This is a genomic window from Mycobacterium sp. (assembly GCF_965230835.1).
GTDB lineage: Bacteria > Actinomycetota > Actinomycetes > Mycobacteriales > Mycobacteriaceae > Mycobacterium.
Window position 1 is genome coordinate 2,301,373 of the sequence record NZ_CBDDLW010000002.1, and the last position, 25,726, is coordinate 2,327,098.

Sequence of the window (25,726 nt, forward strand, 5' to 3'; positions counted from 1 at the left end):
GACCTTGGCTTGCCCGGACATAGTGGATCGGTCGCTGTGATCGGCGCTGGTGTGATCGGTTTAAGCACCGCACGGCTGGTTCAAGAGGCTGGCTTCGAAGTCAGCGTGTACGCAAAGGATCTGCCACCACGTACAACATCGGATGTTGCTGGTGGCCAATGGTATCCCTACCATCTGTACGACGAGAAGCGCGTGACTGCAGCTTGGCGAAAACAGTATGAAAGTGCGGCTACCGACAGTTGGCGGCGTTTCCAGAACTTGGTCGGAGATGATTATGGGGTCCGCTGGCTGCCAACCTATACCGATAGCATTGCCGAACAACCACCGTTTGCCGGCTTCCCACCCAACATGCGGACCCTCTCCGGTGATGAGCACCCGTTCGCAATCGATACCGTGGCCGCCTACGACACCATGTACGTCGAAACCGGCCGATATTTGCAACGGCTAATCCGCGACGTACAAGCTGCTGGCGGACGAATCTATGTCCGAGAGTTCAGAACCGTGGGTGACATTTCCGGGCTAGAAGAACAACTTGTTTTCAATTGCACTGGCCTCGGCGCACGTCAGTTGTTTGGCGATGACGACTTGATCCCTGTTCGCGGTCAACTGGCGGTTTTATTGCCTCAGCCCGAAGTGCGCTACGCCTACTCGTTTAAGGACACCTATATGTTCCCTCGCCCGGATGGCATCGTGCTGGGCGGTACAGCCGAGGAGGGCATCTGGGATGTGAACGTTCAGCCAAAGACCATCGCCAAAATCCTCACCGCGCACCAACGCCTATTTGACGATTACCGTTGCACGCCAGGAAATTCGGATCAGAACGCATAACCTTTGGGGGCAGATTCGTCCTCGGCAGGAACCAAGCTGCCACCAGTAGCTGCCGTTCATGAGTCATGGCTGTTCCGCCTTACAAGGCATCGCGGCTCGTTGTACATGAGTGTGCACCGGCTGGCTACGATAGATGGGTGTAGCGTTGTTCGGCTGCGCCGTTCTGTCGACCACCTAGTCCAGTAGAAGAACTAGCGCGGCCACGAGCGCGCTTTGTTCCTGTAGTTCGCGTTAGGCACGCTGCAGAAGTCGGAGGCGGTGCCGGCCAGCAAGACGAAATAGCTTTGCTCACCGCGGCGAGTATTGGCAAACGGAGGGTAGCTCCAGCCGTTGTTGCACATCGAATTCGGCGCTCCCGCCGTGGCCCGACGCCAACCAGACGTTATGCAGGCAGTGAGAGCATCGACGTCGGGGACAGCGCTCTCCGCGATGACCAGCATCGCGCCGCCCCAGCGTCCGTCGGTCCGACGGTAGGCGCGTGCCCCGAACCCGGCCCCAGCCTTCTGTTGGCATCCCAACGCCCGCTGTAACAACAGAAAGACAGAAGCAAGTTCACGATCTGCGACATCAGCTGCGGCAGCAATGAATTGAGCCGCATCCGACCCGTCGACCTCCTCGACTTCGGGGGTGTCGAAGCTAACCAGCTGCTCCGAGATCCGGCGCTCTAGGGCGCTGTCTCCCCCACCGATGATGGGTCCCGCATCAGTAGACGTCATCGGCGGCAATGTGACCGCGGGTTCGGCATGCCCAGTCGCCGAGACAGCATGGGCAACCACGAAGAGACTCGACGCGGCAATCGTCACAGCGATTCGACGTAAGAAGATTCGCACTGGCTGTCTCCTCGGTGGCATAGCCGCGGCGTCGCTCCGCGCTACCTCGGCGCCGATCTTGCGAAATCATATGCCAGTCCGACAGCCGTAGTTGTCCTCGGCGGTGTCAAGGTGTCGAAGCAGCAACGTTGGTGACGCGAATAGGAATTTTCTTAGTCGACATACTGTGCCCCCTACTGCGGGTATTGGGCGGCTATTTGTTGGTCGAGGGCGGCCATATCGTGGTTGACCGCGCCGAGGTCACGCAGTGTCGCTTTGACGGCCACGACCAGGCGCCGGTTGACCCTCTCGATCATCAATAGCTTGGCCTGGGTCGCGTCTGCGGCCTGCCCTGCCCCGGCGTCTTGGAGCCGCAACCGCGCCTGGCGAGCGGCATCCAGATTGGCCTGAGCCCGAGCAGCGACCTGCTGCATCTCACGCACCCCAGCATCAATAGCGCGGTGATCATAAACCAGACGCCCCCCATCAGCGTCGACCCCGCCGATCGGCGGTGGCGGCGGGACAGCGAAATGCCCACCCAGGAGCCGATAGGCATGCTCACGACGCAGCTCCTCATCTCGCCCCAGCCGTGCCTGACGCCCAGCAGACCACAAATCATGGGCATGCGTGGTGGCCTCACCGGCCATCCCACCCAACCGGGGCGGCTGATCACTACCCAGCTGCAGCGCTTGATCACCACCCAACCGCTGAGCCCGCTTACGAAAATGCTGGGCGTCTCGCCGATGATCCTCCGGCGACTGCTCCCGCAACTCCCGCGCACGCTGCCCAGCCACCCGAGCCCTCTGCTCAGCGTTCTGCGCCGTCTTCCGGGCGTCCCGAGCCGTATCCCGGGCATCCTGCGCCCACTGCTGGTAGTTCTGCTCCTGCTCCCGGGCATTGCGCGCTTCCTGCTGGGCCTCCCGCACCTGCTGCTGAGCCTCGCGCACCTGCTTTTGGTAGTAATCCACCTGCCGCCTGGACTCCCGCACGAGCCGCTGTTGTTCTAGCGCGTCCTCCTGTTCCTCCTCCTCGGCCCACTGCGCCTGCTGCTGCCAATCCTCCTCGTGATCCTCAGCCTCACGGACCTGTCGCTGCAGGACCTCCACGCGCCGTTCAGCCGCCTCGGCCAGCTGCCGCTGTTGCCGCTCATTCTGCTGGTAGTCCTGCGCCCATTGTTCGGCTTCTCGATCCGCCTGGTAGGCATCGCGCGCCTGTTTCTGGTACACCTCGGTGCGCTGTTCGGCCTCCTCGGCGTACTGCTGCCAGTTTTCGTGCAGATCCGCCAGCTGAGCGGCCTGCTCGGCTTGTCGTCGATAATCGAGAGCTTGATCACCAACAATCCGAGCGCGCCTGTCAACATCAGCACTTTCTTGCGCGTACTCACCAGCACGTTGAGCATGCACACCCGCGTACTCGTCAAAACCGGCACGATACTGCCCAACCAGATCATCAGCAGCAGACAGATCATCCAGACGCACCGGAGCAGGAAACACCGGCATGTCCAGATCCGGCGGCGGCGGGACATGACGCGGCAGATCCCCACCAAACGCCTCATCAGCCACTGGCCCGTGGTCAGGAAATCCGTTAGGCAGCGTCAAAATCGAATCTCAGACTGTGCTGTGCCCCGGCTGGGTAGCCGCCAGATTGGGACAACGTCATCTTGTCAACCTACAACGGCCGGTTATATCACCGAATCGAGTTTGCTCGTGACCTGATGTGCCACCACCGCACCCCTACCTTCGGCGAATCGACCGCGATTACCGGGAAAAGGACCTATGGCTTCGGCCGCGGGTTTGCGGCCGCCGATCGTGATGCCACCCACCCCCTGGGGTCGATTCGGTTGCGCACGGTCGGCAGCTCCGCCATAGGCATATCGCGCTGCATGGTCGATTGTGGGCCAGGCGAAATCGCATGCCGAGCAGCTGTCATTTTGGCGACACAAGATGTCGGGGTACGCACTTTCGGACAGAGCGATCCCGTCCTATCGTGCGATTAGGAATCCAATTCAGCTTTGATGGCGAGAGGAGCCACATTCCCGGTCGGCCGTTTTGCTGAACGCCTTTGACGCTGACAATGCCGCCCCAGCTTAGGCCCGTCAGGCGCTTACCACCGCAGCCTGCACCACATAAATTCCACCAGAATTACAACCTAAGGAGCGACCGAGATGGATACATCTGCGCGTGGCCGCGTTATAGTTTTGGGCGCCGGAAACGCCGCTCTCTGCGCAGCAATATCTGCCGCCGAGCACGGCGCCGACGTCACCATTCTCGAAAAAGCCCCTGAAGCCGAAATGGGGGGCAACACTCGACTCACGACTGCCGCCCTTCGCGTAGCCTTCGATGAACCTCAACAAATACGAGAAATTCTTCACGAACAATACGCCGACGACCAATGGTCAGATATTGAAATTGAGCCGTACCCTCTCGACAAGTACATCTACGAGGTTGTTCACAAAACTGGGCGCGGACGGCCCAACGAGGATTTAGTGACTTCTTTTACCGCACACTCCCTGGAAGTGCTTCACTGGCTCAAAGGCCTCGGAGTCAAGTTCGAGCTTGCCGAGTATCTCTCGCAGTATGACGTGACCAAACAGAAAACGAACAAGCGAACCTACCGCGGCGGTGTCGTCGTTCAATCGGTCGACGGTGGGCCTGGTCTGGTTGCACGTGAACTGTCGTACGCGAGATCGCGAGGAGCCCGAATCTACTATGATCTGCCGGCCGTCGACCTGATCACTGATGGAGTGGGCCGAGTCCAAGGCGTCACGGCTCGCCAAGGCGATGGCACTCTCCAGAACTTTTATGGCGCAGTCGTGATCGGATCCGGCGGGTTTGAGGCCTCATCAGCTCATAGAGCCCAGTTCCTCGGGCCACAGTGGTGTGATGTTCGGCAACGTTGCGTCAAATTCAACACTGGCGACATGATCCTTGCCGCTATTGAGAATGGCGCAAAGACAGCCGGCCATTTCTCCGGCGCTCACATCACACCTATCGATCCTGACGCACCATTTATTGGCGGCTTGACGACCGGCGAAAAGACCAATCGACTAGCATTCCCGTGGGGGATTAGCATTAATAGATACGGGCGCCGTTTCATCGACGAGGGCGCGCACTGGAACAACCAGATCTACGTCGATGTAGGCCGAGCGTTGCTTGAGCAGTCGGATCAAATTGGCTACCAGATCTTCGACTCGCGTGGAGCCGAATTTCGCGAGCCGCTGTACGACGACCAAAAGCAGTACTACCAGGGCGACGATCTTGAAGAGCTAGCCAAAGAAGCCGGCATTGCGTCGAGCGCCTGTCTGCAAACTGTTCACCAGTTCAACGACGCAACACGGCACAACCACAGAAACTACGATCCGACAGTACTCGATGGTCAATGCACCCGAGGTCTGGACCTGCCGAAGAGCAACTGGGCTTTGCCCATATGCGAACCGCCATTCTCGATCTATCCAGTCGTGCCGGGCATCACATTCACTTTTGGCGGTCTTGCCTCCGACATCCAGTGCCGCATCCTCGCAAACAATGATCGGCCTTTGCCGGGGCTTTATGGCTGCGGCGAAGCCACCGGCGACTACTTCTACCACGCCTACCCGACCGGATCAGGCCTCATCAAAGGAGCTGTTACCGGCCGCGAGGCGGGTAAGAACGCCGCGCGATATGCGCAATCACTTTCCTGACGCGCAGCTGCCCGTGTCTGCGGAAGGACCGTCAACACGCTCCGCACAATCGGGCACCTCGGCACGAACGCCTGAAACTATTGCCCCGCGGGACACTTACCTGTGTAGTCAACCTGCCAGTGTTTGATCCCGTTGAGCCAGCCCGAGCGCAGCCGTTCCGGCTTGCCCAGGGGCCTGAGGTCGGGCATGTGGTCGGCTAGAGCATTGAAGATCAGATTCACGGTCATCCTGGCCAGATTGGCCCCGATGCAGTAGTGCGCCCCCGTGCCGCCAAAACCAACATGCGGGTTGGGGTCGCGCATGATGTCGAACGCATACGGTTCGTCGAATACATCTTCGTCGAAGTTCGCCGAGCGATAGAACATCGCCAGCCGTTGCCCCTTCTTGATCTGCACCCCGGACAACGTGACGTCCTCTAGCGCCGTTCGCTGGAATGCAGTGACCGGCGTTGCCCAGCGCACGATTTCGTCGGCGGCCGTCTCCGGGCGTTCCTTCTTGTAGAGCGCCCACTGGCCAGGGAAGTCCATGAACGCCATCATTCCCTGGGTAATCGAGTTGCGCGTGGTCTCGTTGCCGGCGAAGGCCAGCATGAGGACGAAAAAACCGAACTCGTCGTCGGAGAGCTTCTCGCCGTCCACGTCTGCCGAGATCAACGTGGTAACGATGTCGGGGCCTGGGTTTTTTGATTTGATCTCAGCCATCTTCATCGCATAACCGATCAGCTCACCGACCGGCGCCATCGGATCGATGTGCTGGTACTCCGGGTCTTCATCGCCGGCCATCTCGTTGGACCACCGGAACAGTTCCATGCGGTCCTCCTGGGGGACACCGAGCAACCCGGCGATCGCCTGCAGTGGTAGCTCGCACGACACCTGCTCAACAAAATCACCCGATCCCTCGGCGACAGCCTTCTTCGCGATATTGTGTGCGCGTTCGTCAAGTTCGCTACGCAATCGCTCGATGGCACGCGGGGTAAACCCACGGGAGATGATTTTGCGCAACCGCGTATGTTGCGGGGCATCCTTGTTGATCATCACGTGACGCTGCACGTCGATGTTTTCACGCGGAATATCGTCTGGGAATCGGGGAATGGTCCCGTTTTGCCAGCTGGAGAAGACCGTGTTGCACCGCGATATCTCCTTGACGTCTTTGTGTTTGGTCACCACCCAGAAACCACCGTCATTGAATCCGCCTTTTCCGATCGGCTGTTCACACCACCAGATCGGCGCGTTGCGGCGCAGCTCCGCTAGTTCGCCAACCGGCAGGCGTTCCTCCCAGATATCGGGGTCAGTGGGATCGAAGCCTTCAGGCAGGTTCGGGCAGGGCATGGCGGAATTCCTTTGCTGCGAGGTTCTTTGTCAGGTTCAGCCGGATCTCGGTACGCAGGTCACAAGCAGCACAACACTATCGCCCGCGCGCCGTCCGCGCTGCGATTGTCAATAACAGTGTGGAACCTATCGAGCACTTGCCAGCACCTCTGCTACCCACGGCTTCGGTGGCTTGGGGGCCAGCAGCACCTAGGTCAGGCTGTGAAACTCGCCGCCAACATCGCCACGACAAGTAGCCCCCACCAAATCAGCCGCCCCCAAGACGCAGTAGGAGTTGCCGGCTCAGCGACCCGATCCCGCAGGAACGACGACGGTCAACTCATTTCCAGTGCGCTCCACGCGCATACCGATTCTGCGAGCAACAACAGCAACCGCGCCCGCATTGTCGGGCTCGGCTCGCGTGGTAGCCAGAGCGCGAGCGAGACGGCCCTTATGCGCCTTATTGAAATGCGTGACCACGTTCCGTCGACCGTCGGGATACTCGGCCAGTACAGCCACGCGGATCGCGCTGGCAGTCTTTCCCAGCGCTACATAGGAACCCGAGCGGAGATCGACGATCAAATGTTGGGTAGCCAACTCGGCGAGCAATGGCTCCAGCAAGGGCCGCCACCGGACGGCCAGGGTGGGCTTAGCGGGCAATTTCGATGTAGCCGAGAGCCGATAAGCCGGCACGTGGTCGTCAGAGCGAAGCAATCCGAACAACGCTGAACCAATGACCAGCCGAGCACGTGCGCGCATTGCCTCAGCGTTGCTAAGCGAATCAATGTCCAAAGCGTCATAAAGAACGCCGGTATAGCGGCGGATCGCCGGCAGCGTCGGCGCACTAAGCAGCGCGGCGTTGCGCTCGATCTCCGCGTGCTGCGAAACAGAGACACCCAACGCTGATCTGCACGCCACCGGATCGGACGCAAGATCGACGAGTTCGCCAACCAGCGCAGACCGCAGCGACCCTAGTTCCGGATTGCCGAGCTGCTCCAGTCGCAGCGGCGGCCCGTCGCCGCCGTCCCGCTTGGTCTCCGAAGGAGGTAGCAACACAATCACGGGTGCAGACGTTAGTACGAATTCGTCTCGGCCGATTACCCGAGCCACGGCCGTCTAGACGCCGTCTGCGGCCGCCGCTTCCACATATCTGCCAACGCTTGGGCGCACTGCCACGCGCGGTATGTGTCCGCGCGGCTGAATACCTCCATTACAGTGACTCGTCGACCGCGCACCATCGATCCGGTAAAGCACGCGGATTAGGCGGCAGCGGAAACTATAGCGATCGTTTGGCAGTACTGGTCGCCGCCTGACACAGGGGAGGTGTCAAGCAAAGAACCGAGCGCAAACTCATCGACGGGTAGCACGAGAAATTCTGGAAGCTGTTTGGCAGGAAGCTTTTTGGAGGTTGTGGCGACTATTGGCTCGCCGTTGAGGACATGCATAGCTGCCTCTTCTGACGGCACCGCGCGGGTTTGCGCCAGCGGTTCCAAATCAATGAATGCGTTGGGTGGGCTCAGTTGCGTGTCGCAGCAGGGATTCTCCTGCTCTTACCACCATTATCGAGGTTCATGATCACGTACAACGCGAACCACGAAGCAGGAAGCGAAACTCGGCCGCGTCAGCAAATGCATGATCCAGCGCCGCACCGGAGAACTCACGGCCGCCGAAGCGTGGAACTACGCAAACCCGACGAAAGCGGCCAGTGGCCAATTTCGGTTGAGACGCTGCGCGGAATCGGGTTCGAGGCGGGCCACGACTGGTGCCCCCTCACCGAGCGTGAGTCCCACGCCGAACAGGCCAAGGTCGCGCTGGAGACCACAGTGGTGCACAACTGGCACCGAGTCACCGAGCGTGAGTCCCACGCCAAGCAGGCCAAGGTCGCGCTGGAGACCAACGCCCAGGTGCACGACTGGCACCGCCTCACCGGGCGCGAGTCCCACGCCAAGCAGGCCAAGGTTGATCTAGAGAGCACCAGACAAGGCAAAGATTGGCGCCGCCAAGCGGAGATCGCCGAGGCCCGGGCCGAGCGGGCCAAGGCTGCGCTGGAGACCAACGCCCAGGTGCACGACTGGCGCCGCCGCGCTGAGATCGCCGAAGCCCGCGCCGCCGAACGAGAGCGGATCATCGAGGCTCAGTCGAAGGCGATCCTCGCTCTCGAGGCGCCGCGCCAGACTACTCCGGCAAAGATGTTCAAAGCCGGCGCCCGCTGGCCCTTTCTCACTGGCCTCCGCCGTACCCAGCGCCCCGCCCAATAAGCCGCATACAAAACGAGTATCGGCTACCCGCAGGCATAGCGAGACACTCCCTTGCCCAGATCGCTGCGGGTATCAGCGGTATTTCACAGCGGTAGGTACGCATCGCCCGTTGCGGAACTGCGCGGAACTCGCCAAATCCGCGCATCGGCAATGAACTGAAGATCACTGCCGGTCGTGTTAGAGGAATGCGCAGGCGACTCAGGGGTGTCGGACGCCAACACGTCACCCGCCCGTGGTTGTCGACTGATGCCGAGTTCAGGAAAGGTGCGTGCGAGGAGGCCACAAAGGAAAACCCTTCGCCCCGACACGCTGGCGGTCTATCGTTCGTCGCCTTTATAGACTGCTTCACAGAGCGCCGGGATCTTTGAGGCTGCGTCCAGATGCCGGTGTAAAAGGCAGGGCCAGTTTCGCTCCGCTGTTAGCATACGGGCGTCTGGTTCGGCGGCAGGTCGATTCGCGGGTTGGGGGTTGTACGGGCCGGTCGTGGTTCGTGCGCCGGCGATGTTTGGGCTATGAGGGCGCTGGTGGTTGTTTCTGCGTGGTCGAGGTGGCGACCGCAGGCGATTCGGGACGCTGACCAGTGGCGCGACGCGATGCCGCGGTGATGAGGGTGCGCTGCCAGTCGGGTGGGACCGCAGCGAAGATTCCGCGGTCGATAGTGGCCAGCGCCTGTGCAGCGACCTCGGCGGGGTCGATGCCGTCGGTGGACATGCCTGTCGAGACCAGGGCGGGGCAGATCATGCTCACGCCGATCGGCGTGTCGGCCAGTGCCAGCGCGGTGTGTTCGGCCACGGCCACGACGGCGTGCTTGGAGGGTCCGTAAGCGCCGCCGCTGGGAAAGGTCAGCACCCCAGCCAATGAGCCGGTGATCAGGATGTGCGCGGGCTGGTTCGCGGCCAGCAGTCTGGGTACGAACGCACGCAAGCCGTTGACAACGCCACCGACGTTGACCGCGAACACCCTGTTCCAGTCAGGAGCGGCCACTTCCCACGGAGCACCAAAGCTCCTACCGGTGATTCCGGCGTTCAGGCACACGACCCGGGCGTCGCCGGCGGCTTCAGCGAGCGATTCGACCGCATCCGGCATGGCAACGTCAGTGGGAACCGCTTGTGCCCCCAGTGACTGCGAAACTTCGCTCAATGTGACGGTGTCGATGTCGGCGAGCACGAGGTTGGCTCCACGGTCGGCCAGTGCATGCGCCAACGCGCGCCCGATGCCACTAGCTGCGCCGGTCACCACCGCTGTCATCCCATTCAGATCCACATTGTGCAGGCTATCGACCACGGCCACGCCGCCGTGGCAAACGGTTTCCCTCACCTCCCCTTACTGGGACCGGGTGGGCGTCGTCACGCGTGCGTGCGCCTCGCTACGCCGTGGCGGAGACGGGATCTGCCTGGCCGGTAGGTGCTTGACTTTGAGGCGGTCGCAGTTGGCGGGGTGAGTCGAGCAGGGATCGGCGTAGGTCTTGCAGCAGTCGGGTGCCGACCGGTGTCATGGTGAGGCCGCGCCAACCGGCCGAGGCGCGGTCGAGCACGGCCCACACCAGGCTGATGGCGCTGGTCTCGCCGGGGAATCGGCCAATGACCTTGGTCCGTCGCTTAGTTTCTCCAAAGGAGCGCTCAATGAAATTTGAGTGCCGAACGCGGCCATGGTGTTCAACCGGAAACCGCAGATAGGCGGTCAGCCCTGCTTTGTCGGTGAGCAGGATCCGCATAGCCGCCGGGTAGAGGTCGGAGTATTTAGCGGCGAACGCCTCGATCCGCTTGTCGACGATCTCAACCAGCTGCGGTCCCGGCTCGATACCCAGGCCGGTGGTATCAAAAATCGCCCAGTATCCGTCACGGACCTCGACTTGCATCCCGGTGGGGATCTTCGCAAGCACGTTGCGAAGGCGATGAATAAGACATCTCTGGCGCAACGCTTTTGGGTAGATTTGTTCGATGGCTGCGATCAGTCCCTTGGCGCCGTCAGAGACGATCAGCAGCGGAGTGGCAAGACCGCGTTCGCGCAGGTCGGTCAGGAAGTCGGACCACGCGTCGGTGGACTCTCCGGTCCCGGGTGACAATCCGACGAACACGGGTTTGCCCTCGGTGGTGACGCCCCAGGCGGCGAGCACAGGCTCGGCCGGCGACCCGGGATGCATCCGAAAGAAACTGGCGTCCAAAAACAGGTAGTCCAGAGCGATCTCACCGAGTGGGCGACGAGCCCACGCCTGGTATTCGGCCCGGATCGCCTTACAGACTTCCGAAACCGCGGACTTGGAGATCGCCGCCTGATCGCCGAGCGCTTCAGCGAGGGTGGCCTTGACATCCCGGACGGACAGGCCGCGGATGAACGAGGCGATCACCAGCGTTTCCAGGGCGTTGGTTTTCGTCACATGCTTACCGAACAGCCGAGAGGCGAACGCTTGCATGGTGCCACGCAGTTTCGGCCGCTCCAAGGTGACCGCACCTGTGGTGGTCTTGATGGTCACCGGCCGATATCCGTTGCGCGAACCGCCGTTAGCGTCGGCACAGGCGGCGGTACGTTGGTAGCGTTCACGACCGAGGAACTCGGTGACCTCAGCCTCCAGGGCCGCCTGCATCAGTAGCTGGGCGCCGAGGCGGGCGATTTCTTCAAGGATTTCAGGCAGTTCCCGATCCTCGGCGAACAGGGCGTCGATTTTGGTGCGGATACGGTCGGTCGCTGATACGCGGACAGGCACGGGCGTGACTCCTTCTTCGCAGACTTGCAGGTCGTGAAGCGGAACCTACGCGCGTGCTCCCTATTTACACCGGATCCCGGACACGACCATCTTTGAACGGTTCCTCTGCTGCATGACTGAGCAATTCCGCGCCACTCGACACCACCATTGCGCATCGGCGATACCGCAGGATCCAGATTCGCCGTTGCGGGACCGATACTTTGCCCCATCCCCGCCGTGGGTTTCGGCCCGCACTGGGAACTACGTAAACAGTCACACTGACATGAGGAGAGACTGATGAGGATTGCCAACATGCCGTCGGTCTGGCCAGGCCTGCTGATCGGGGCGGCAGCGGGCGCCGCGGGCACCACCACGCTCAACGTGATCACCTATCTAGACATGGCAATCCGCGGCCGGCCCGCCAGCTCAACTCCGGAACGAACCGTCGATGCCATGGCGAAGTTGTTCCATCTGACGGTCCCGGGCACCGGTGACGTGCTGGCAAGCCGACTCACCGGCCTCGGCGCGCTTACCGGATACACAGCCGGCATCGGGATGGGCGTGATCCTGGGGCTAGCCTATGCGCTGGGCTGGCGGCCCAGCGTGCTTGTCTGCACACTGTCCGCTTCGCTACTTGCCTTAATCGGCACAAACGGACCGATGATTCTGCTCGGCGTGACAGATCCGCGAACCTGGAGCTTCGTCGGCTGGATCAGCGATGTCATCCCACACCTCGGGTACGGCGTCGTGACCGCCGTCGTCTTGCACTACTTTTTCCTAGCCACCCTGGCACAGTCTCGCAGCAGGGAGCCAGAGCTGCTGTGAATCCGGTGGCGGGCTCATCGGTTCAGTGGACTTCTTTGCGGCGTCCTCCCAGATGTGTCGCACATCTTCTAATGGACGGCCTTTGGTTTCCGGGGCGAGCCGGTAGACGAAACCGAAGGCAGCCACCGCGAGAGCACCGAACACCGCGAACGTTCCCGCGCCACCGAGTGATTTGAGCATCGTCAAGAAGACACTGGCAACGATCGCACTGGCAACCAGGTCCGAGGTAAGCGTCGCGGCAGAACCCATTGACCGCAACCGCGCCGGAAAGCTTTCTCCGGCATACACACTCACCAGGCCGCCGAATCCGAAGCTGAACCCTGCCGTCAGCAACAGCACACCACCGAACCCGAATCCGGTGAAGGCGTCATCGAATGCTGAACCAAGAGCAAAAACACCGATCAACATGGCATTGCCGGCGACCATCATGGCGATGCCGGACAACAACACGGGTCGACGACCTAGCCGGTCCACCAGAAGAAGCGAAAAAACTGCGGCCGCCAAACCCGCTACTTGAACCAGCGCCGGCAACACAAGCCGCGCAAAATTGCCCTGGTAACCCATCGATTCAAACAAGCGTGGGCTGTAATAACCAATCGCGCTAATCCCGGTGATGTGAGCGAAGAAACCCAATCCGATCACAAAGACAGTCGCCCGCAAATACGGTGGGCGCAGCATCTCGGCCACCGTGGTTCCACGCTTCTCGGAGGACTCGCGGGCAATCTCGATGAGTTCTTGATCGGCGTCTGTTTCCGGCTCAAGCTCCAGCAGAGCCTGCCGCGCCTCGCTGATCCGGCCCTTGAGCAGGTACCAACGCGGCGTGTCGGTCGTTGGAAGCAACAGCAGCATAATCAACAAGGCAGGCACCGCGGCCAGACCCAACATCCATCGCCAGCCAAGCGAACCGGCAAGTAGGTAGGCCGTCAGATAACCAACGATGATGCCGACGACCGTTGTCAGCTGGTAGGCGACCAGCAATGATCCGCGCATGTGGGCGGGTGCGCACTCGGCAATGAATACCGGGCTCACCACAACTGAGACACCGATGGCCAAGCCCAGCAGCAGCCGAGCAACCAGCAGCATCGGCACCGACACCGCCAACGCTGCGAGCACCGCGAATCCTGCGTAGCTCGCTGAAGCCAGAATCATTGCTTTCTTCCGACCGATCGCGTTGGCCAACACTCCACCGCTAATCGCCCCGGCAATTTCCCCAATCACCACAACGGCAGTAACCAGCTGCTGCTGGCTCGTCGACAAACCGAACACATCCGTGACAAACAGCAGCGCACCGCCAATGGTGGAAACGTCGTAGCCGCAGAGAAGGCCCATACTCGCTGCGGTCATGCCCGCAAGCAGCCCTAGCCGCGACGTTCGCAACTCATCGACCTGACTCACGCTGTTCGTGCCTCTCGTCCGGGGGTTTGTCGAATTAACGGTGTCAGCGGCATCCTCGGTTCAGCCGAACTCGTGAATTCATGCTCAAGACGCCGTCACGTCGCGCCCCGATGCTCAATGCGTCCCGCGATTCGGGGGTCTAATGCCGGCCATTCGCGATACCGAAGCCACCCCATCGCAGCGGCTGTGTAGGAGAGCAGGCTGCGACGGCTCGTATACGTCCTAAAGCCTTGCTGTTGAGGCGTTTTCAACCTCGCTCATCTTGGCTGCAAGATGTTGGCCTCGAACCTTCACAGGCACTGAATCAGTAGCGTGATCTTGGACACTCGGTGAACTGGACACCTGCTCGACTGCGTGTCAATAGTCAGGAGGTGATGGACACGAGAGCATTGCGCAGGGTTGTGACGCTATGCGCTGCAGTCGACGCGCGGCGCCATGCGGACGTTGACGGCGTCACTCAACGATTGACCCGGGCGTGGTTGTACGGCCCGCAGCGCCCACCGAGCACGTCGCCGGAGACCTTGAGATTGCCAACAGAACTGAGAAGTGACGCTTGCCCTGTGCCGTGCGGGCATTGCGCCTCGCACCGCAGGGATTGGGAGTACACCGTGACAGCGCAGCGGCTCAGACGGGAGACCTTTCGCGTGGGTATTGGTGTCGAACTCTTCAGCGTGACAGGAGATGGGTGAGATGGCGACGCCGCTAAGTGGACTCGGTCCACCCGGCGACAATGGCGCCGGCGACTGGCCGATGGGTGACGATCACCCCTGTGCGATGTGGGATGGCGCCTACGTGCTGGGGTCGTTGTCCGCTGGTGACCGTCGTGAGTTCGAGTCGCACATGGCTGGCTGCCCGGCGTGCCGGGAGGCCGTTGTCCAGCTCTGCGGCCTGCCTGCCCTGCTGTCGCACCTCAGCCGAGAAGACGTTGCCGCGATCGATGAGCCCGGCCCCCAGACGGGGCTGGCGTTGTCTCCGGAGCTGTTGCCGTCGTTGCTGGCAACGGTGCGCTGGCGTCGTCGCCGTACTGGCCTGACCACCTGGGCGGTCTCGGCTGCGGCCGTGATGCTGGGGATCGCTGTGCTGATTGGTGTTTCGGGTCATTCCGCGCCTGGGCAGCAGACCACCGTGTCGGCGCAGCCGATGTCGCAGGTTGGGACGAGCTTGTTGACGTCGACGGTGTCGCTGAGTAGCTACAACTGGGGGACGTTCATCAACCTGAAGTGTGTCTGCCTGGCTCCGCCCGGTGGATTCCATGACACGTTGGCGATGGTTGTGGTGGGTCGCGACGGCAGCCAAACGCGGCTTGCGACCTGGGTGGCCGAACCCGGGCACACCGCGACGCCCGCCGGCAGCATTTCCATACCGGTGAGCCAGATCGCTGCCGTGCGGGTTGTTTCCGCTGACGACCGCGAGATCCTGCTGGAGCGATTACTCTAAATCCGTACCGACTGGGAAGAACTTTGGCTAGTCGCCCACCCGTTCCAGCGACTCGAAGGTTTCGTGATTTAGTTCTCGGCGGAGCCCAGCTCGGGACAAAGGACCATGTAGCCCAGGCTAGGCGGGATCCAGTCAGACCAGTTTTGGTTGCTGATGTTGGAGATCAGTTTCGAGCAGAGTGTCCTGGCGGTCGCATCGGCGGGGGTGGGCCACAGACGCACGGTGTGGTCCGCACTGCCGGAGGCCAGTGTGTGCCCGTCTGGGCTAAACGCCACGCTGGCCACATCGGCGGTATGCCCCCGCAACGGCTGGCCCAACGGAAGCGGATGCACCCGATCGGTCAGATCCCACAACCGTAGCGTGTAGTCCTCGCTGCCGGAGGCCAGGGTGTGCCCGTCTGGGCTAAACGCCACGCTGGTCACATCGGCGGTATGCCCCTGCAACGGCTGACCCAGCGGGCGCGGATGTTCTCGATCGGTTAGATCCCACAACCGCACCGTGCCATCTGCGGTGCCAGAGGCCAGGGTGTGCCCGTCTGGGCTAAACGCCACACCGAGCACTCCCCGGTCGTAGCTGTGCAGCGGTTGGCCCAGCGGGCGCGGATGCACCGGATCGGTCACATCCCACAACCGCACCGTGTGATCGGCACTACCCGAAGCCAACGTATGCCCGTCCGGACTAAACACCACACTGACCACATCAGCGGTATGCCCCAACAACGGCTGACCCAACGGCCGCGAATGCACCGGATCCGTTACATCCCACAACCGCACCGTGTGATCGGCACTACCCGAAGCCAACGTATGCCCGGTCGCGTCTCATCGCTGGTGTAAATGGTCACGGGCGTAGGTTCCGTCGCAACCGACGAAAGCTATGAAGGAGGGGCTACGCCCGTGACCAAGCGAGTATCGCCGATTGAGCGTGTGCGTGTTGAGATGGATCAGTTGTTCGCCGCGACCGAGCGGCCGTTGACCGAGATTTTGGAGGAGGTCGGGCGGTTATCGGTGCGTCTGGTGTTTCAGGTCGCCGTGGAGGCCGAGGTAGAAGCAGTGTTGGGCCGAGCCCGTCACCAGCGTCGGGTTCAGGACGGCCCGGGCGGGTACCGCAATGGGTATCAACCGCCGGCGACGGTGAAGACCACGATGGGCTCGGTCGAATTATGCCGCCCGAAACTACGCGACACCGACGAGCGGTTCTGTTCGCGGCTATTCGGTGCCGGGGTGACGCGCACCCACGCTCTGGAGGCGTTGGTGATTTCGGGATGGGTGCGCGGTTTGTCGGATCGCGACATCGAGGCCGCGTTGGCCGAGGTGCTGGGCTCGTAGGCGGCGTTGTCGCGCTCGACGGTGAGCCGGATTTGTGCGGCCATCAAAGACGAGTTTGCTGCGTGGTCGTCTCGACGCCTTGATGAGCTGGTGTTGGACTACCTGTTCTTGGATGCCTCGAACTTTCGGATGCATCCCAACGCCCCGGCCGAGCCGGTGCTGGCCGCCTGGGGCATCTGCACCGACGGCAAGCCCCTGTTTATTGGGCTGGCCCCAGCCGCAGCGGAGTCGGCTGATGCGTGGGCCGACTTCTTGGCTGACCTGAGGAACCGGGGACTACGCCCGCCGCTACTGGGCATCTCCGACGGGGCGCCGGGCCTGATCGCCGCATGGGAGACCACGTTTCCGGCAAGCCTGCGTCAGCGGTGTCTGATCCATCGCTGCCGTAACGTCATCGCCAAGACACCTGTCGCGGTCCAGGACGAGATCAAAGCCGCGTTCTGGTCGATCTTCGATGACATTGACCAGCCACCCGGCCAGCAGGCCGTGGATGAAGCCACCCGCCGCGCCGAGGAGTTCACCACCACATACCGCGGGCTCTACCCAGCCGCGGTCGCTTGCCTGGCCAACGACTTCGCCTCGCTGAGCGTGCATTTGCGCTTCCCCCGCCAACACTGGACACGCATCCGCCATTCCAACCTCATCGAACGCACCTTCGGAGAATCCCGTCGCCGGGTCAAGGTCATCGGCCGCCTACCCGGCGAAACCAGCTGTCTGTCGCTGGTATGGGCCGTCCTCGACCGCGCCAGCCGCGGCTGGCGCGGAGTCACCCAAACATCAGCGACCAGCCGCCACCTCCAAGAACTACGCCACCAACTGCTCGAGCCACCCCGCCCACTGCATCCCCCCACCACAACAACCACGACCGACACCACCGCCGCGTAACATGACCACCAGGAACATGCGCCCAGCGTTTTTACACCAGTCCTAAGACGCCACCGTATGCCCGCCCGGACTAAACACCACACTGACCACATCAGCGGAATGCCCCAACAACGGCTGACCCAACGGCCGCGAATGCACCGGATCCGTTACATCCCACAACCGCACCGTGTGATCGGCACTACCCGAAGCCAACGTATGCCCGCCCGGACTAAACACCACACTGACCACATCAGCGGAATGCCCCAACAACGGCTGACCCAACGGCCGCGAATGCACCGGATCGGTCACATCCCACAACCGCACCGTGTGATCGGCACTACCCGAAGCCAACGTATGCCCGTCCGGACTAAACACCACACTGACCACATCAGCGGTATGGCCTTGCAGGGGCATTGCAGTGTCCAGATTCCACAACCGCACCGTAGCGTCGTTGCTGCCGGAAGCCAGGGTGCGCCCGTCCGGGCTAAACGCCACACTGGCCACATCGGCGGTATGCCCCAACAACGGCTGACCCAACGGCCGCGGATGTTCTCGATCGGCTAGATCCCACAACCGCACCGAGCCATCTGCAGTGCCCGAGGCCAGGGTGTGCCCGTCTGGACCAAACGCCACACCGAGCACTCCCCGGTCGTAGCTGTCCAACGGTTGACCCAACGGCCGCGGATGTTCTCGATCGGCTAGATCCCACAACCGCACCGTGTGATCGGCACTACCCGAAGCCAACGTATGCCCGTCCGGACTAAACACCACACTGGCCACATCGGTGGCGTCTTAGGACTGGTGTAAAAACGCTGGGCGCATGTTCCTGGTGGTCATGTTACGCGGCGGTGGTGTCGGTCGTGGTTGTTGTGGTGGGGGGATGCAGTGGGCGGGGTGGCTCGAGCAGTTGGTGGCGTAGTTCTTGGAGGTGGCGGCTGGTCGCTGATGTTTGGGTGACTCCGCGCCAGCCGCGGCTGGCGCGGTCGAGGACGGCCCATACCAGCGACAGACAGCTGGTTTCGCCGGGTAGGCGGCCGATGACCTTGACCCGGCGACGGGATTCTCCGAAGGTGCGTTCGATGAGGTTGGAATGGCGGATGCGTGTCCAGTGTTGGCGGGGGAAGCGCAAATGCACGCTCAGCGAGGCGAAGTCGTTGGCCAGGCAAGCGACCGCGGCTGGGTAGAGCCCGCGGTATGTGGTGGTGAACTCCTCGGCGCGGCGGGTGGCTTCATCCACGGCCTGCTGGCCGGGTGGCTGGTCAATGTCATCGAAGATCGACCAGAACGCGGCTTTGATCTCGTCCTGGACCGCGACAGGTGTCTTGGCGATGACGTTACGGCAGCGATGGATCAGACACCGCTGACGCAGGCTTGCCGGAAACGTGGTCTCCCATGCGGCGATCAGGCCCGGCGCCCCGTCGGAGATGCCCAGTAGCGGCGGGCGTAGTCCCCGGTTCCTCAGGTCAGCCAAGAAGCCGGCCCACGCATCAGCCGACTCCGCTGCGGCTGGGGCCAGCCCAATAAACAGGGGCTTGCCGTCGGTGCAGATGCCCCAGGCGGCCAGCACCGGCTCGGCCGGGGCGTTGGAATGCATCCGAAAGTTCGAGGCATCCAAGAACAGGTAGTCCAACACCAGCTCATCAAGGCGTCGAGACGACCACGCAGCAAACTCGTCTTTGATGGCCGCACAAATCCGGCTCACCGTCGAGCGCGACAACGCCGCCTACGAGCCCAGCACCTCGGCCAACGCGGCCTCGATGTCGCGATCCGACAAACCGCGCACCCATCCCGAAATCACCAACGCCTCCAGAGCGTGGGTGCGCGTCACCCCGGCACCGAATAGCCGCGAACAGAACCGCTCGTCGGTGTCGCGTAGTTTCGGGCGGCATAATTCGACCGAGCCCATCGTGGTCTTCACCGTCGCCGGCGGTTGATACCCATTGCGGTACCCGCCCGGGCCGTCCTGAACCCGACGCTGGTGACGGGCTCGGCCCAACACTGCTTCTACCTCGGCCTCCACGGCGACCTGAAACACCAGACGCACCGATAACCGCCCGACCTCCTCCAAAATCTCGGTCAACGGCCGCTCGGTCGCGGCGAACAACTGATCCATCTCAACACGCACACGCTCAATCGGCGATACTCGCTTGGTCACGGGCGTAGCCCCTCCTTCATAGCTTTCGTCGGTTGCGACGGAACCTACGCCCGTGACCATTTACACCAGCGATGAGACGCGACCGCCACATCAGCGGTATGCCCCAACAACGGCTGACCCAACGGCCGCGGATGTTCTCGATCGGCTAGATCCCACAACCGCACCGAGCCATCTGCAGTGCCCGAGGCCAGGGTGTGCCCGTCTGGACCAAACGCCACACCGAGCACTCCCCGGTCGTAGCTGTCCAACGGTTGACCCAACGGCCGCGAATGCGCCGGATCGGTCACATCCCACAACCGCACCGTGTGATCGGCACTACCCGAAGCCAACGTATGCCCATCCGGACTAAACACCACACTGCTGACCGGGGCATGGGCAGGGACGATGAGGCGAGTGGTGTTCAGCGCTGCGGTTGCGGTGTAGAGGGCGCCGCGGCTAGCGGCGGGGTCAGAACGCACGCGTTGCGCGGCCAGCGTAGCCGCGACCGCGCGAATATCACTATCAGCAACGATGTTGGCAAACATTGCCGCAGCCTCGGCGTCGAGTTCAGCCGCCAACGCGTCACGTGCTGCGCGATTGGCGCGCTCGAACATGACGACGGCTGTGGCGGCGCCGGCGACCGCAATGATCGCGACGACCACCGTGCCGACGAGCACGGTACGCAGTATCCGAGAGCGTTTTCGCAGCATCGCGGCACTCTCTTGTGACTGCTGACGAGCTTGAGTTTCGGCGGCGGCGAGTTTCCTCGCAACTTCGAGCTCGGCCTGCTGCCGTTGCCTTTCGAGGTCGGCGCGCTCGTTTTCACGCTGCCGGGACGCAAGCAGATAGTCGCGGGTTGGGTCGAGGCGGTCACGAAATCCAGGTTTTGCAGCAAGGTTTTCGGCATCGGCCAGGCGAGAGCCGTGCAGCAACCAGGCCTCGTCGCAACCCTTCTTGCCCCACTCCGCGGCGCCACGTTCAAGTGCATCTGCGGCTTTGAGGTCTTCGCGCTCCTCGGCCAACCAGGCCGCCAGATCATCCCATTGCCGCAGCAAGCTTTCCAGAGCAACTTCAGCGACCACCACCCCGTCGCGCCGGTCCTTGATAAGCAGCCGGCGGGTGACCAATCGCTCTAGCAGCGGGCGGGCGTCTTCGGGTACGTCTTCCCAATTTGTCAGGCGCCGCATCGGCTGGTCATTGTCGGGATTGATGGTAGCTAGCCAGGGGATGAACGCCGTCCGCAGCAGTTTCAATTGTTTGTCGCGCTCGTCGGGGTGCGAGGATAGCAGTGTGTCGATCTCAGCTTGCACAACGCTGGCGATGCCACCGCGCTCGGTGTAAGGCGTCAACGTGAGCCGGCCCGTTGACCCGTAGTCTCGGTACAGCCAGGCAAGGGTCAGTGACAAGAGCGGAAGTGTGTCTGCGCCGCCGGAGGCATCAGCCAGTAGGCGGCTGACAAGCTGCTCCTCGATATACAGCGGGCGACCTCCATCGGTCGAACGCTGCGCCGGTCCTACGATCACGCTGTTGAATTGAGTTAGGTCCATAGGCCGAAGGTCAAACTGCTCCGTTTGCAGCTCGGCAAGCTGTGGCTCAATCTGCATCAGCTCGTAGCGGTCGGTCCGGATCGTAGCCACCACAATCAGCGGTAGCCGCTGCTGGCCGTCGGCGCCGAGCGCTAGAGCATGTACGAGCGACAAAAAACCCGCGGCCTCCGCGCCCCCGACGGGAAATAGCTCCTCGGCCTGATCCAGCGGCAAAACGATGGTCGGCGATTCATCGTGAGTGTCGCTACCAAACAGCTGTCCAGTCGCGGCGGCGCGACATTCGATTAGCCACGTCCGCAACCTATCGACGTCACCCCGAGTGCACGCGTCCTTGATGTCACCAAGCGGCGGGTGCGAAAAACCAAACCGTTGCCGCGTGGCGCAAATCGCTTGTGCCAGACCGGAAGGACCAGTGAGCGCTTTGAGTTCAGGGCGCACGATATCCAGCACAAGGTAGTTGTGTTCGTCCCTCTGCAGCCGGGGCACGATGCCCGCACGTAGAAAACACGACTTGCCTGCTCCCGAGGCGCCCAGCAGGACGAACAACGTCTTGTCGCTGTGGCGCATCTCGCGCAGCGCATCCATTGCCCGTACCAATTCGGCATCTCGGCCGAAGAAGACCCCTGCATCGATCGGTTGGAATGGCGCCCATCCGCGGTACGGTGGCCGATCTGGCTGCGACGGAGGCGGCCACGGGAACGACGCCGTGCCGATGCGGCGCGGCCGGATGCTTTCTGTGCCGTTGGACGCGGAAACGTTTGTGGACCACTTCGGTTCCATTTGCGGAGTCGGCACGGGCGAGGGTGATTCGATGATCTGCCCGGGCGGCGCGGCCATCTGTTCGCGGTGTTCACTGCCGACGGTGCGCGCGCGCAGCGGTGTTGTCAGGGCGGCTCGTGCGGCAACAGCCAAATCGGTCGCGCTCTGATACCGCTGCTCCAACTTCTTCGCCATGCCGCGGGCAAGGACATCGTCGAATCCGGTCGGCACAGCAGGCTGTCGTAAACTGGGCTGGGGCGGGTCCAGCGTGAGGTGCGCCGTCATTTGTTGTGCCACAAGGTCACCTGGATACGGCCGTTCACCCGTGAGGCATTCGTACAACACACACGCCAACGCATAGACATCTGCTCGAGCGTCGGCAACGCCGGGCGTCATCAAGCATTCGGGGGCCATATAGGCATACGTGCCGAGGATCTGGCCGGCGGTCGTCAACTCGGTCGCCGTCCTGTCGTGTACGAGGCCGAAATCGATCAGATAGACAAAGTCGTCGTCGGTCATGAGTGCGTTCGAGGGTTTGACGTCCCGGTGCACAAGCCCGGCGGCATGGGCCGCATGCAGCGCAGCGGCAATCTGTTCAATCACCCGAACGGCACGCGCTGGAGCCATTGGGCCGTCGCGTTTGAGAGCCGCACTGATGTTGATGCCGTTGATGATCGGCATCACCAGATACAACTGGCCCTCGACCTCGCCGGTGTCGTGAATTGGAATGATGTGCGGCTCGGTCAACCGTGCCGCGGAGAGAGCTTCGCGGTTAAACCGATCCCGCAACCCTCGTTCGTTGGTCAGGTCAGCGGACAAGAACTTGATCGCGACATCGCGCCCCATCACGGTGTCGTGAGCCCTATACACTTTGCTCATTGCGCCTTGGCCGATTAGTTCAAACAGGAGGTATCGGCCAAACTTCATGTTGTCCAATTGAATACGCCCCCGGGTTACCTAACGACGCTGCCTGAATTAGCGCATCACCATCGCCAGCGCCGCCGACCAGTATTCATTACACAGATCGGAAAATGGCGTCCGGGGTGTTCTTTTAAGATTTCCTCGATTTGCCGAAAACTGCCTGATGGGATCGACAACCTCAGATTCGACGGTAGCTAGGTGGAGAGGTTTCAGCCAACTCGCGGCATACCGACGACAGCATCATCGGCGCGTCCCACGAAGACCTGGACAGTGCCCGGCGCCTGGTTCATTCCCATGTCCAAGTCGGACGCCCGCACGACAACTCACGCAACCGGGACGCCCAACCACGGGGCTGGCCTGCACATCAGTAATTCGTCTCACCCTGCTGACGTCGCGGCTGGTCGCGCTGAGCATGACACTTACCGTCGAACAACCGGAGTCATAGTGTTCGACGAAACGGGCTACTCCCCGACCGGGATGATCTGAAGTTCACCAGGAGGCGACAATGGCTAACATGCATGACAGTGGCTTCGATGCGCTGACGGACAGCCAGCTCCGGCATCGCAATACGATCAAGTGGAACCTATTCGGGCCCGACGTGGTGCCGTTATGGGTCGCGGAGATGGACTATCCGACCGCGCCGGCAGTTGTCGACGCGGTGCGCAGATGCGTCGACAATGAGGAGTTCGGCTACCCACCATTCGGCGAAAGCGCTCTGCCTAAGGCGACCGCGGACTGGTGCGAACAACGCTACGGTTGGCGGGTCCGCCCCGAATGGGTCCGTGTCGTTCCTGACGTCCTCAAGGGCATGGAAGTCGCCATCAAGTTCCTCACCCGTCCGGAGAGCCCAGTGGCGTTGCCGGTTCCCGCCTACATGCCGTTCTTCGACATCCTGGCGGTCACCGGCCGCGAACGAGTGGAAATCCCGACGGTGCAGGACGATTCCGGTCGCTACTTGCTTGACCTGGACGCCCTTGAGGCTGCGTTCGTCGGCGGGGCTGGATCGCTGATTCTCTGCAATCCAAACAACCCGCTCGGTACCGCTTTCACCGCAGACGAACTGCGTGCAATCGTGGATATCGCAGCCCGCCACGGAGCCCGAATTATCGCTGACGAGATTTGGGGGCCGATGATCTATGAGCGGCGCCATATTGCCGCCGCCTCGGTGTCGGACGCAGCAGCCGAAACCGTGATCACTTTTGTATCGGCGTCTAAGGGTTGGAACTTGCCCGGCCTGATGTGCGCTCAGGTCATTCTGTCCAACCCCCATGATGGCGAGGACTGGGATCGGATCAACATGCTGCACCGAATGGGCACATCCACGGTTGGTATTCGGGCCAACATTGCCGCGTACGAATCCGGCGCCGCGTGGCTCGACGAGCTGCTGCCCTATCTTCGGGCAAACCGCGACCACCTGTCGCGGGTGCTGCCGGAGTCGGTTCCGGGGCTCAAGGTGAACTCCCCAGAGGGGACCTATCTCGCGTGGGTGGATTTTCGTGAGCTCAATCTTCCGGCTGAGCCAGCGGAATACCTGTTGTCGAAGGCGAAAGTAGCGCTCAGCCCGGGCATCCCGTTCGGCGCCCAGGTGGGGGCTGGGTTCGCGCGGCTGAACTTCGCTACCAGCCGCTCGATCCTCGATCGGGCGATTGAGGCGATCGTCACGGCCTTACAGAATGCGGTCTCGGGCTGATTCGACGCTGAGCACACACGTCAGCAGCGGGGTTACAGCGGCACCTGGACTCCATTGCGCCAAACACTTTTGACGTCGCAGAGTTTGGCTACGTCTTGGTCCAAACCCGCGCCGACGGCCAGTAGATCGGCGTCATAGCCCGGCACGATACGGCCCTTACGGTGCCCCAGTCCGCAACTGGCCGCCGCTGCGGCAGTTGCGCAGGCAAGCACTTCTGTCGCAGTGAACCCTTGTTGGGACAAATACGCCAGATCGAGGGGCAGCACATTGTGCGGCTTTGCAGGATCAACACCGGCATCGGTAGATAGCACAACTTGTGCACCGGAATCGATGAGCTGACGGGTATTTCGCCACACGTCCCGAATCAACGCGGCAATTTCTGCTGGCACCTCAGAGTTGAGCCGGGCAGTCGTGATCCCACACCACACGCCTTGGGCAACGATCGTTTCAATGACCTCCGGGCTAGCGGTCACGCCGCTCTCCGTAATGAATGTGCAGTGTTCGATTCCATCAACTCCGGCGGCGAGGGCTGCGACGATCCCTGCGACGCCATGCGCATGCGCCGTTACTGGTAAACCCAGGCGATGGGCCGCCTCAACCACCACGATCAATTGATCGCTGCTGTATTGGGCTTGTAGCGGGTTGGTTCCGGCGGTGACGAACCCGCCGGTGGCCATCACCTTGACCCAATCGACTCCGCGCATCGCCCGCTGTTTTACCGCGTCGATGAGCTCCTCGGTGGTGTCGGCCTCGCCACCGAGGTACCAACAGTGCCCGCCGCTGCGGGTCAACGGCGGGCCGGAAACAACCAGTTCGGGACCCAGCTCGGTGCCTTGCCGATATTCGTCCCGCAGCGACACCGTGGCGAATTCGCGGTCACCAAGATCGCGAATCGTGGTGATGCCCGAATGCAGCGCCGCCCGAGCATGCAGGCGGGCCCGCTGCACAAGCGCCTCATGCGGAGTGTCGGCCAGATCCTCTGGATTACCGCTCGGGTCCCAACACAAGTGCGCGTGCGCATCTACTAGCCCCGGCAATAAGGTCGACTCACCCAGGTCAATCAGGGCGGTCTTGTGAGGGGAATCGGCGGCGGTGAAGTCGACCGCGCTGATGCGACCGTTTTCGACGACGACGATCACCGGCCCGTCCCGAAACTCATGCCCGTCAAAAATGCGGCCAGCACGAATCCCGATCCGCGCTGTTTGCGTCGCTGTCACAGCGCAGCCCCCGCGAGACTCAGAGCGCGGCGACCAAGCCCAAGGAGA

The 25,726-nt window shown here is 62.0% G+C and carries 17 protein-coding genes and 3 pseudogenes; 7 read left to right on the forward strand and 13 right to left on the reverse strand.

Going from position 1 to position 25,726, the window contains the following annotated elements:
* Positions 1-36 precede the first annotated feature (36 nt).
* The gene (locus tag ACO07W_RS10945; RefSeq protein WP_421845933.1) at positions 37-828 is read left to right on the forward strand and encodes an FAD-dependent oxidoreductase; all 792 of its coding nucleotides are present in this window, start codon (positions 37-39) and stop codon (positions 826-828) included.
* A 191-nt stretch (positions 829-1,019) separates the two neighbouring features.
* On the opposite strand, the gene ACO07W_RS10950 is transcribed toward ACO07W_RS10945, so the two are convergent.
* Both ACO07W_RS10950 and ACO07W_RS10955 read right to left on the reverse strand, forming a co-directional pair.
* On the reverse strand, positions 1,020-1,652 hold the full coding sequence (locus ACO07W_RS10950) for a hypothetical protein (protein WP_421845934.1): 633 nt from the start codon (positions 1,650-1,652) through the stop codon (positions 1,020-1,022).
* Between the two features lie 179 nt (positions 1,653-1,831).
* Positions 1,832-3,235 (reverse strand): hypothetical protein, encoded by a 1,404-nt coding sequence (locus ACO07W_RS10955; protein WP_421843111.1) that lies wholly within the window; start codon positions 3,233-3,235, stop codon positions 1,832-1,834.
* 566 nt (positions 3,236-3,801) lie between these two features.
* Here ACO07W_RS10955 and tcuA point away from each other — a divergent pair.
* Entirely contained in the window at positions 3,802-5,316 is a 1,515-nt protein-coding gene (gene tcuA / locus ACO07W_RS10960) for an FAD-dependent tricarballylate dehydrogenase TcuA (protein WP_421843113.1), read from the forward strand.
* Positions 5,317-5,393: 77 nt separating this feature from the next.
* Here tcuA and ACO07W_RS10965 read toward each other — a convergent pair whose 3' ends face one another.
* A complete protein-coding gene (locus tag ACO07W_RS10965; RefSeq protein WP_421843115.1) occupies positions 5,394-6,644 on the reverse strand; it encodes a cytochrome P450 in 1,251 nt (416 codons plus the stop codon).
* 282 nt (positions 6,645-6,926) lie between these two features.
* Positions 6,927-7,685 (reverse strand): peroxide stress protein YaaA, encoded by a 759-nt coding sequence (yaaA, locus tag ACO07W_RS10970; RefSeq protein ID WP_421843117.1) that lies wholly within the window; start codon positions 7,683-7,685, stop codon positions 6,927-6,929.
* Between the two features lie 509 nt (positions 7,686-8,194).
* On the opposite strand from yaaA, the gene ACO07W_RS10975 reads away from it, so the two are divergent.
* Positions 8,195-8,881, forward strand: a complete 687-nt coding sequence (locus tag ACO07W_RS10975) for a hypothetical protein (RefSeq protein ID WP_421843119.1) — start codon at positions 8,195-8,197, stop codon at positions 8,879-8,881.
* 510 nt (positions 8,882-9,391) lie between these two features.
* Here ACO07W_RS10975 and ACO07W_RS10980 read toward each other — a convergent pair.
* The gene (locus ACO07W_RS10980; RefSeq protein ID WP_421839996.1) at positions 9,392-10,198 is read right to left on the reverse strand and encodes an SDR family NAD(P)-dependent oxidoreductase; all 807 of its coding nucleotides are present in this window, start codon (positions 10,196-10,198) and stop codon (positions 9,392-9,394) included.
* A gap of 49 nt (positions 10,199-10,247) precedes the next feature.
* The gene (locus ACO07W_RS10985; protein ID WP_421840121.1) at positions 10,248-11,585 is read right to left on the reverse strand and encodes an IS256 family transposase; all 1,338 of its coding nucleotides are present in this window, start codon (positions 11,583-11,585) and stop codon (positions 10,248-10,250) included.
* 276 nt (positions 11,586-11,861) lie between these two features.
* On the opposite strand from ACO07W_RS10985, the gene ACO07W_RS10990 reads away from it, so the two are divergent.
* Positions 11,862-12,389, forward strand: coding sequence for a hypothetical protein (locus ACO07W_RS10990; protein WP_421843121.1), 528 nt, complete (start codon positions 11,862-11,864; stop codon positions 12,387-12,389).
* Here the strand turns inward: ACO07W_RS10990 and ACO07W_RS10995 are convergent.
* On the reverse strand, positions 12,342-13,733 hold the full coding sequence (locus ACO07W_RS10995) for a sugar porter family MFS transporter (RefSeq protein ID WP_421845936.1): 1,392 nt from the start codon (positions 13,731-13,733) through the stop codon (positions 12,342-12,344). The genes ACO07W_RS10990 and ACO07W_RS10995 overlap by 48 nt on opposite strands.
* Before the next feature lie 732 nt (positions 13,734-14,465).
* Here ACO07W_RS10995 and ACO07W_RS11000 point away from each other — a divergent pair.
* Complete coding sequence (locus tag ACO07W_RS11000; RefSeq protein ID WP_421843123.1) at positions 14,466-15,221, forward strand: anti-sigma factor family protein; 756 nt, start codon at positions 14,466-14,468, stop codon at positions 15,219-15,221.
* Between the two features lie 68 nt (positions 15,222-15,289).
* Here ACO07W_RS11000 and ACO07W_RS11005 read toward each other — a convergent pair whose 3' ends face one another.
* Both ACO07W_RS11005 and ACO07W_RS11010 read right to left on the reverse strand, forming a co-directional pair.
* Complete coding sequence (locus ACO07W_RS11005; protein ID WP_421845937.1) at positions 15,290-15,994, reverse strand: WD40 repeat domain-containing protein; 705 nt, start codon at positions 15,992-15,994, stop codon at positions 15,290-15,292.
* Positions 15,980-16,033 (reverse strand): annotated as a pseudogene (locus ACO07W_RS11010) (hypothetical protein); the annotation flags it as partial. The pseudogene ACO07W_RS11010 and the gene ACO07W_RS11005, both read right to left, overlap by 15 nt.
* 123 nt (positions 16,034-16,156) lie before the next feature.
* Here ACO07W_RS11010 and ACO07W_RS11015 point away from each other — a divergent pair.
* A pseudogene (locus ACO07W_RS11015) lies at positions 16,157-17,431 on the forward strand (IS256 family transposase).
* A gap of 42 nt (positions 17,432-17,473) precedes the next feature.
* On the opposite strand, the gene ACO07W_RS11020 reads toward ACO07W_RS11015, so the two are convergent.
* From ACO07W_RS11020 to ACO07W_RS11030, 3 genes and pseudogenes are all read right to left on the reverse strand, one after another.
* Positions 17,474-18,181: a WD40 repeat domain-containing protein gene (locus ACO07W_RS11020; protein ID WP_421843125.1), complete on the reverse strand. Its 708-nt coding sequence runs from the start codon at positions 18,179-18,181 to the stop codon at positions 17,474-17,476.
* 67 nt (positions 18,182-18,248) lie between these two features.
* A pseudogene (locus ACO07W_RS11025) lies at positions 18,249-19,523 on the reverse strand (IS256 family transposase).
* An 86-nt stretch (positions 19,524-19,609) separates the two neighbouring features.
* The gene (locus tag ACO07W_RS11030) at positions 19,610-22,777 is read right to left on the reverse strand and encodes a protein kinase domain-containing protein (protein ID WP_421843127.1); all 3,168 of its coding nucleotides are present in this window, start codon (positions 22,775-22,777) and stop codon (positions 19,610-19,612) included.
* A 508-nt stretch (positions 22,778-23,285) separates the two neighbouring features.
* On the opposite strand from ACO07W_RS11030, the gene ACO07W_RS11035 reads away from it, so the two are divergent.
* Positions 23,286-24,461 (forward strand): MalY/PatB family protein, encoded by a 1,176-nt coding sequence (locus ACO07W_RS11035; RefSeq protein WP_421845938.1) that lies wholly within the window; start codon positions 23,286-23,288, stop codon positions 24,459-24,461.
* Positions 24,462-24,493: 32 nt separating this feature from the next.
* Here ACO07W_RS11035 and ACO07W_RS11040 read toward each other — a convergent pair whose 3' ends face one another.
* Positions 24,494-25,678: an amidohydrolase family protein gene (locus ACO07W_RS11040; protein ID WP_421843129.1), complete on the reverse strand. Its 1,185-nt coding sequence runs from the start codon at positions 25,676-25,678 to the stop codon at positions 24,494-24,496.
* Positions 25,679-25,726 lie beyond the last annotated feature (48 nt).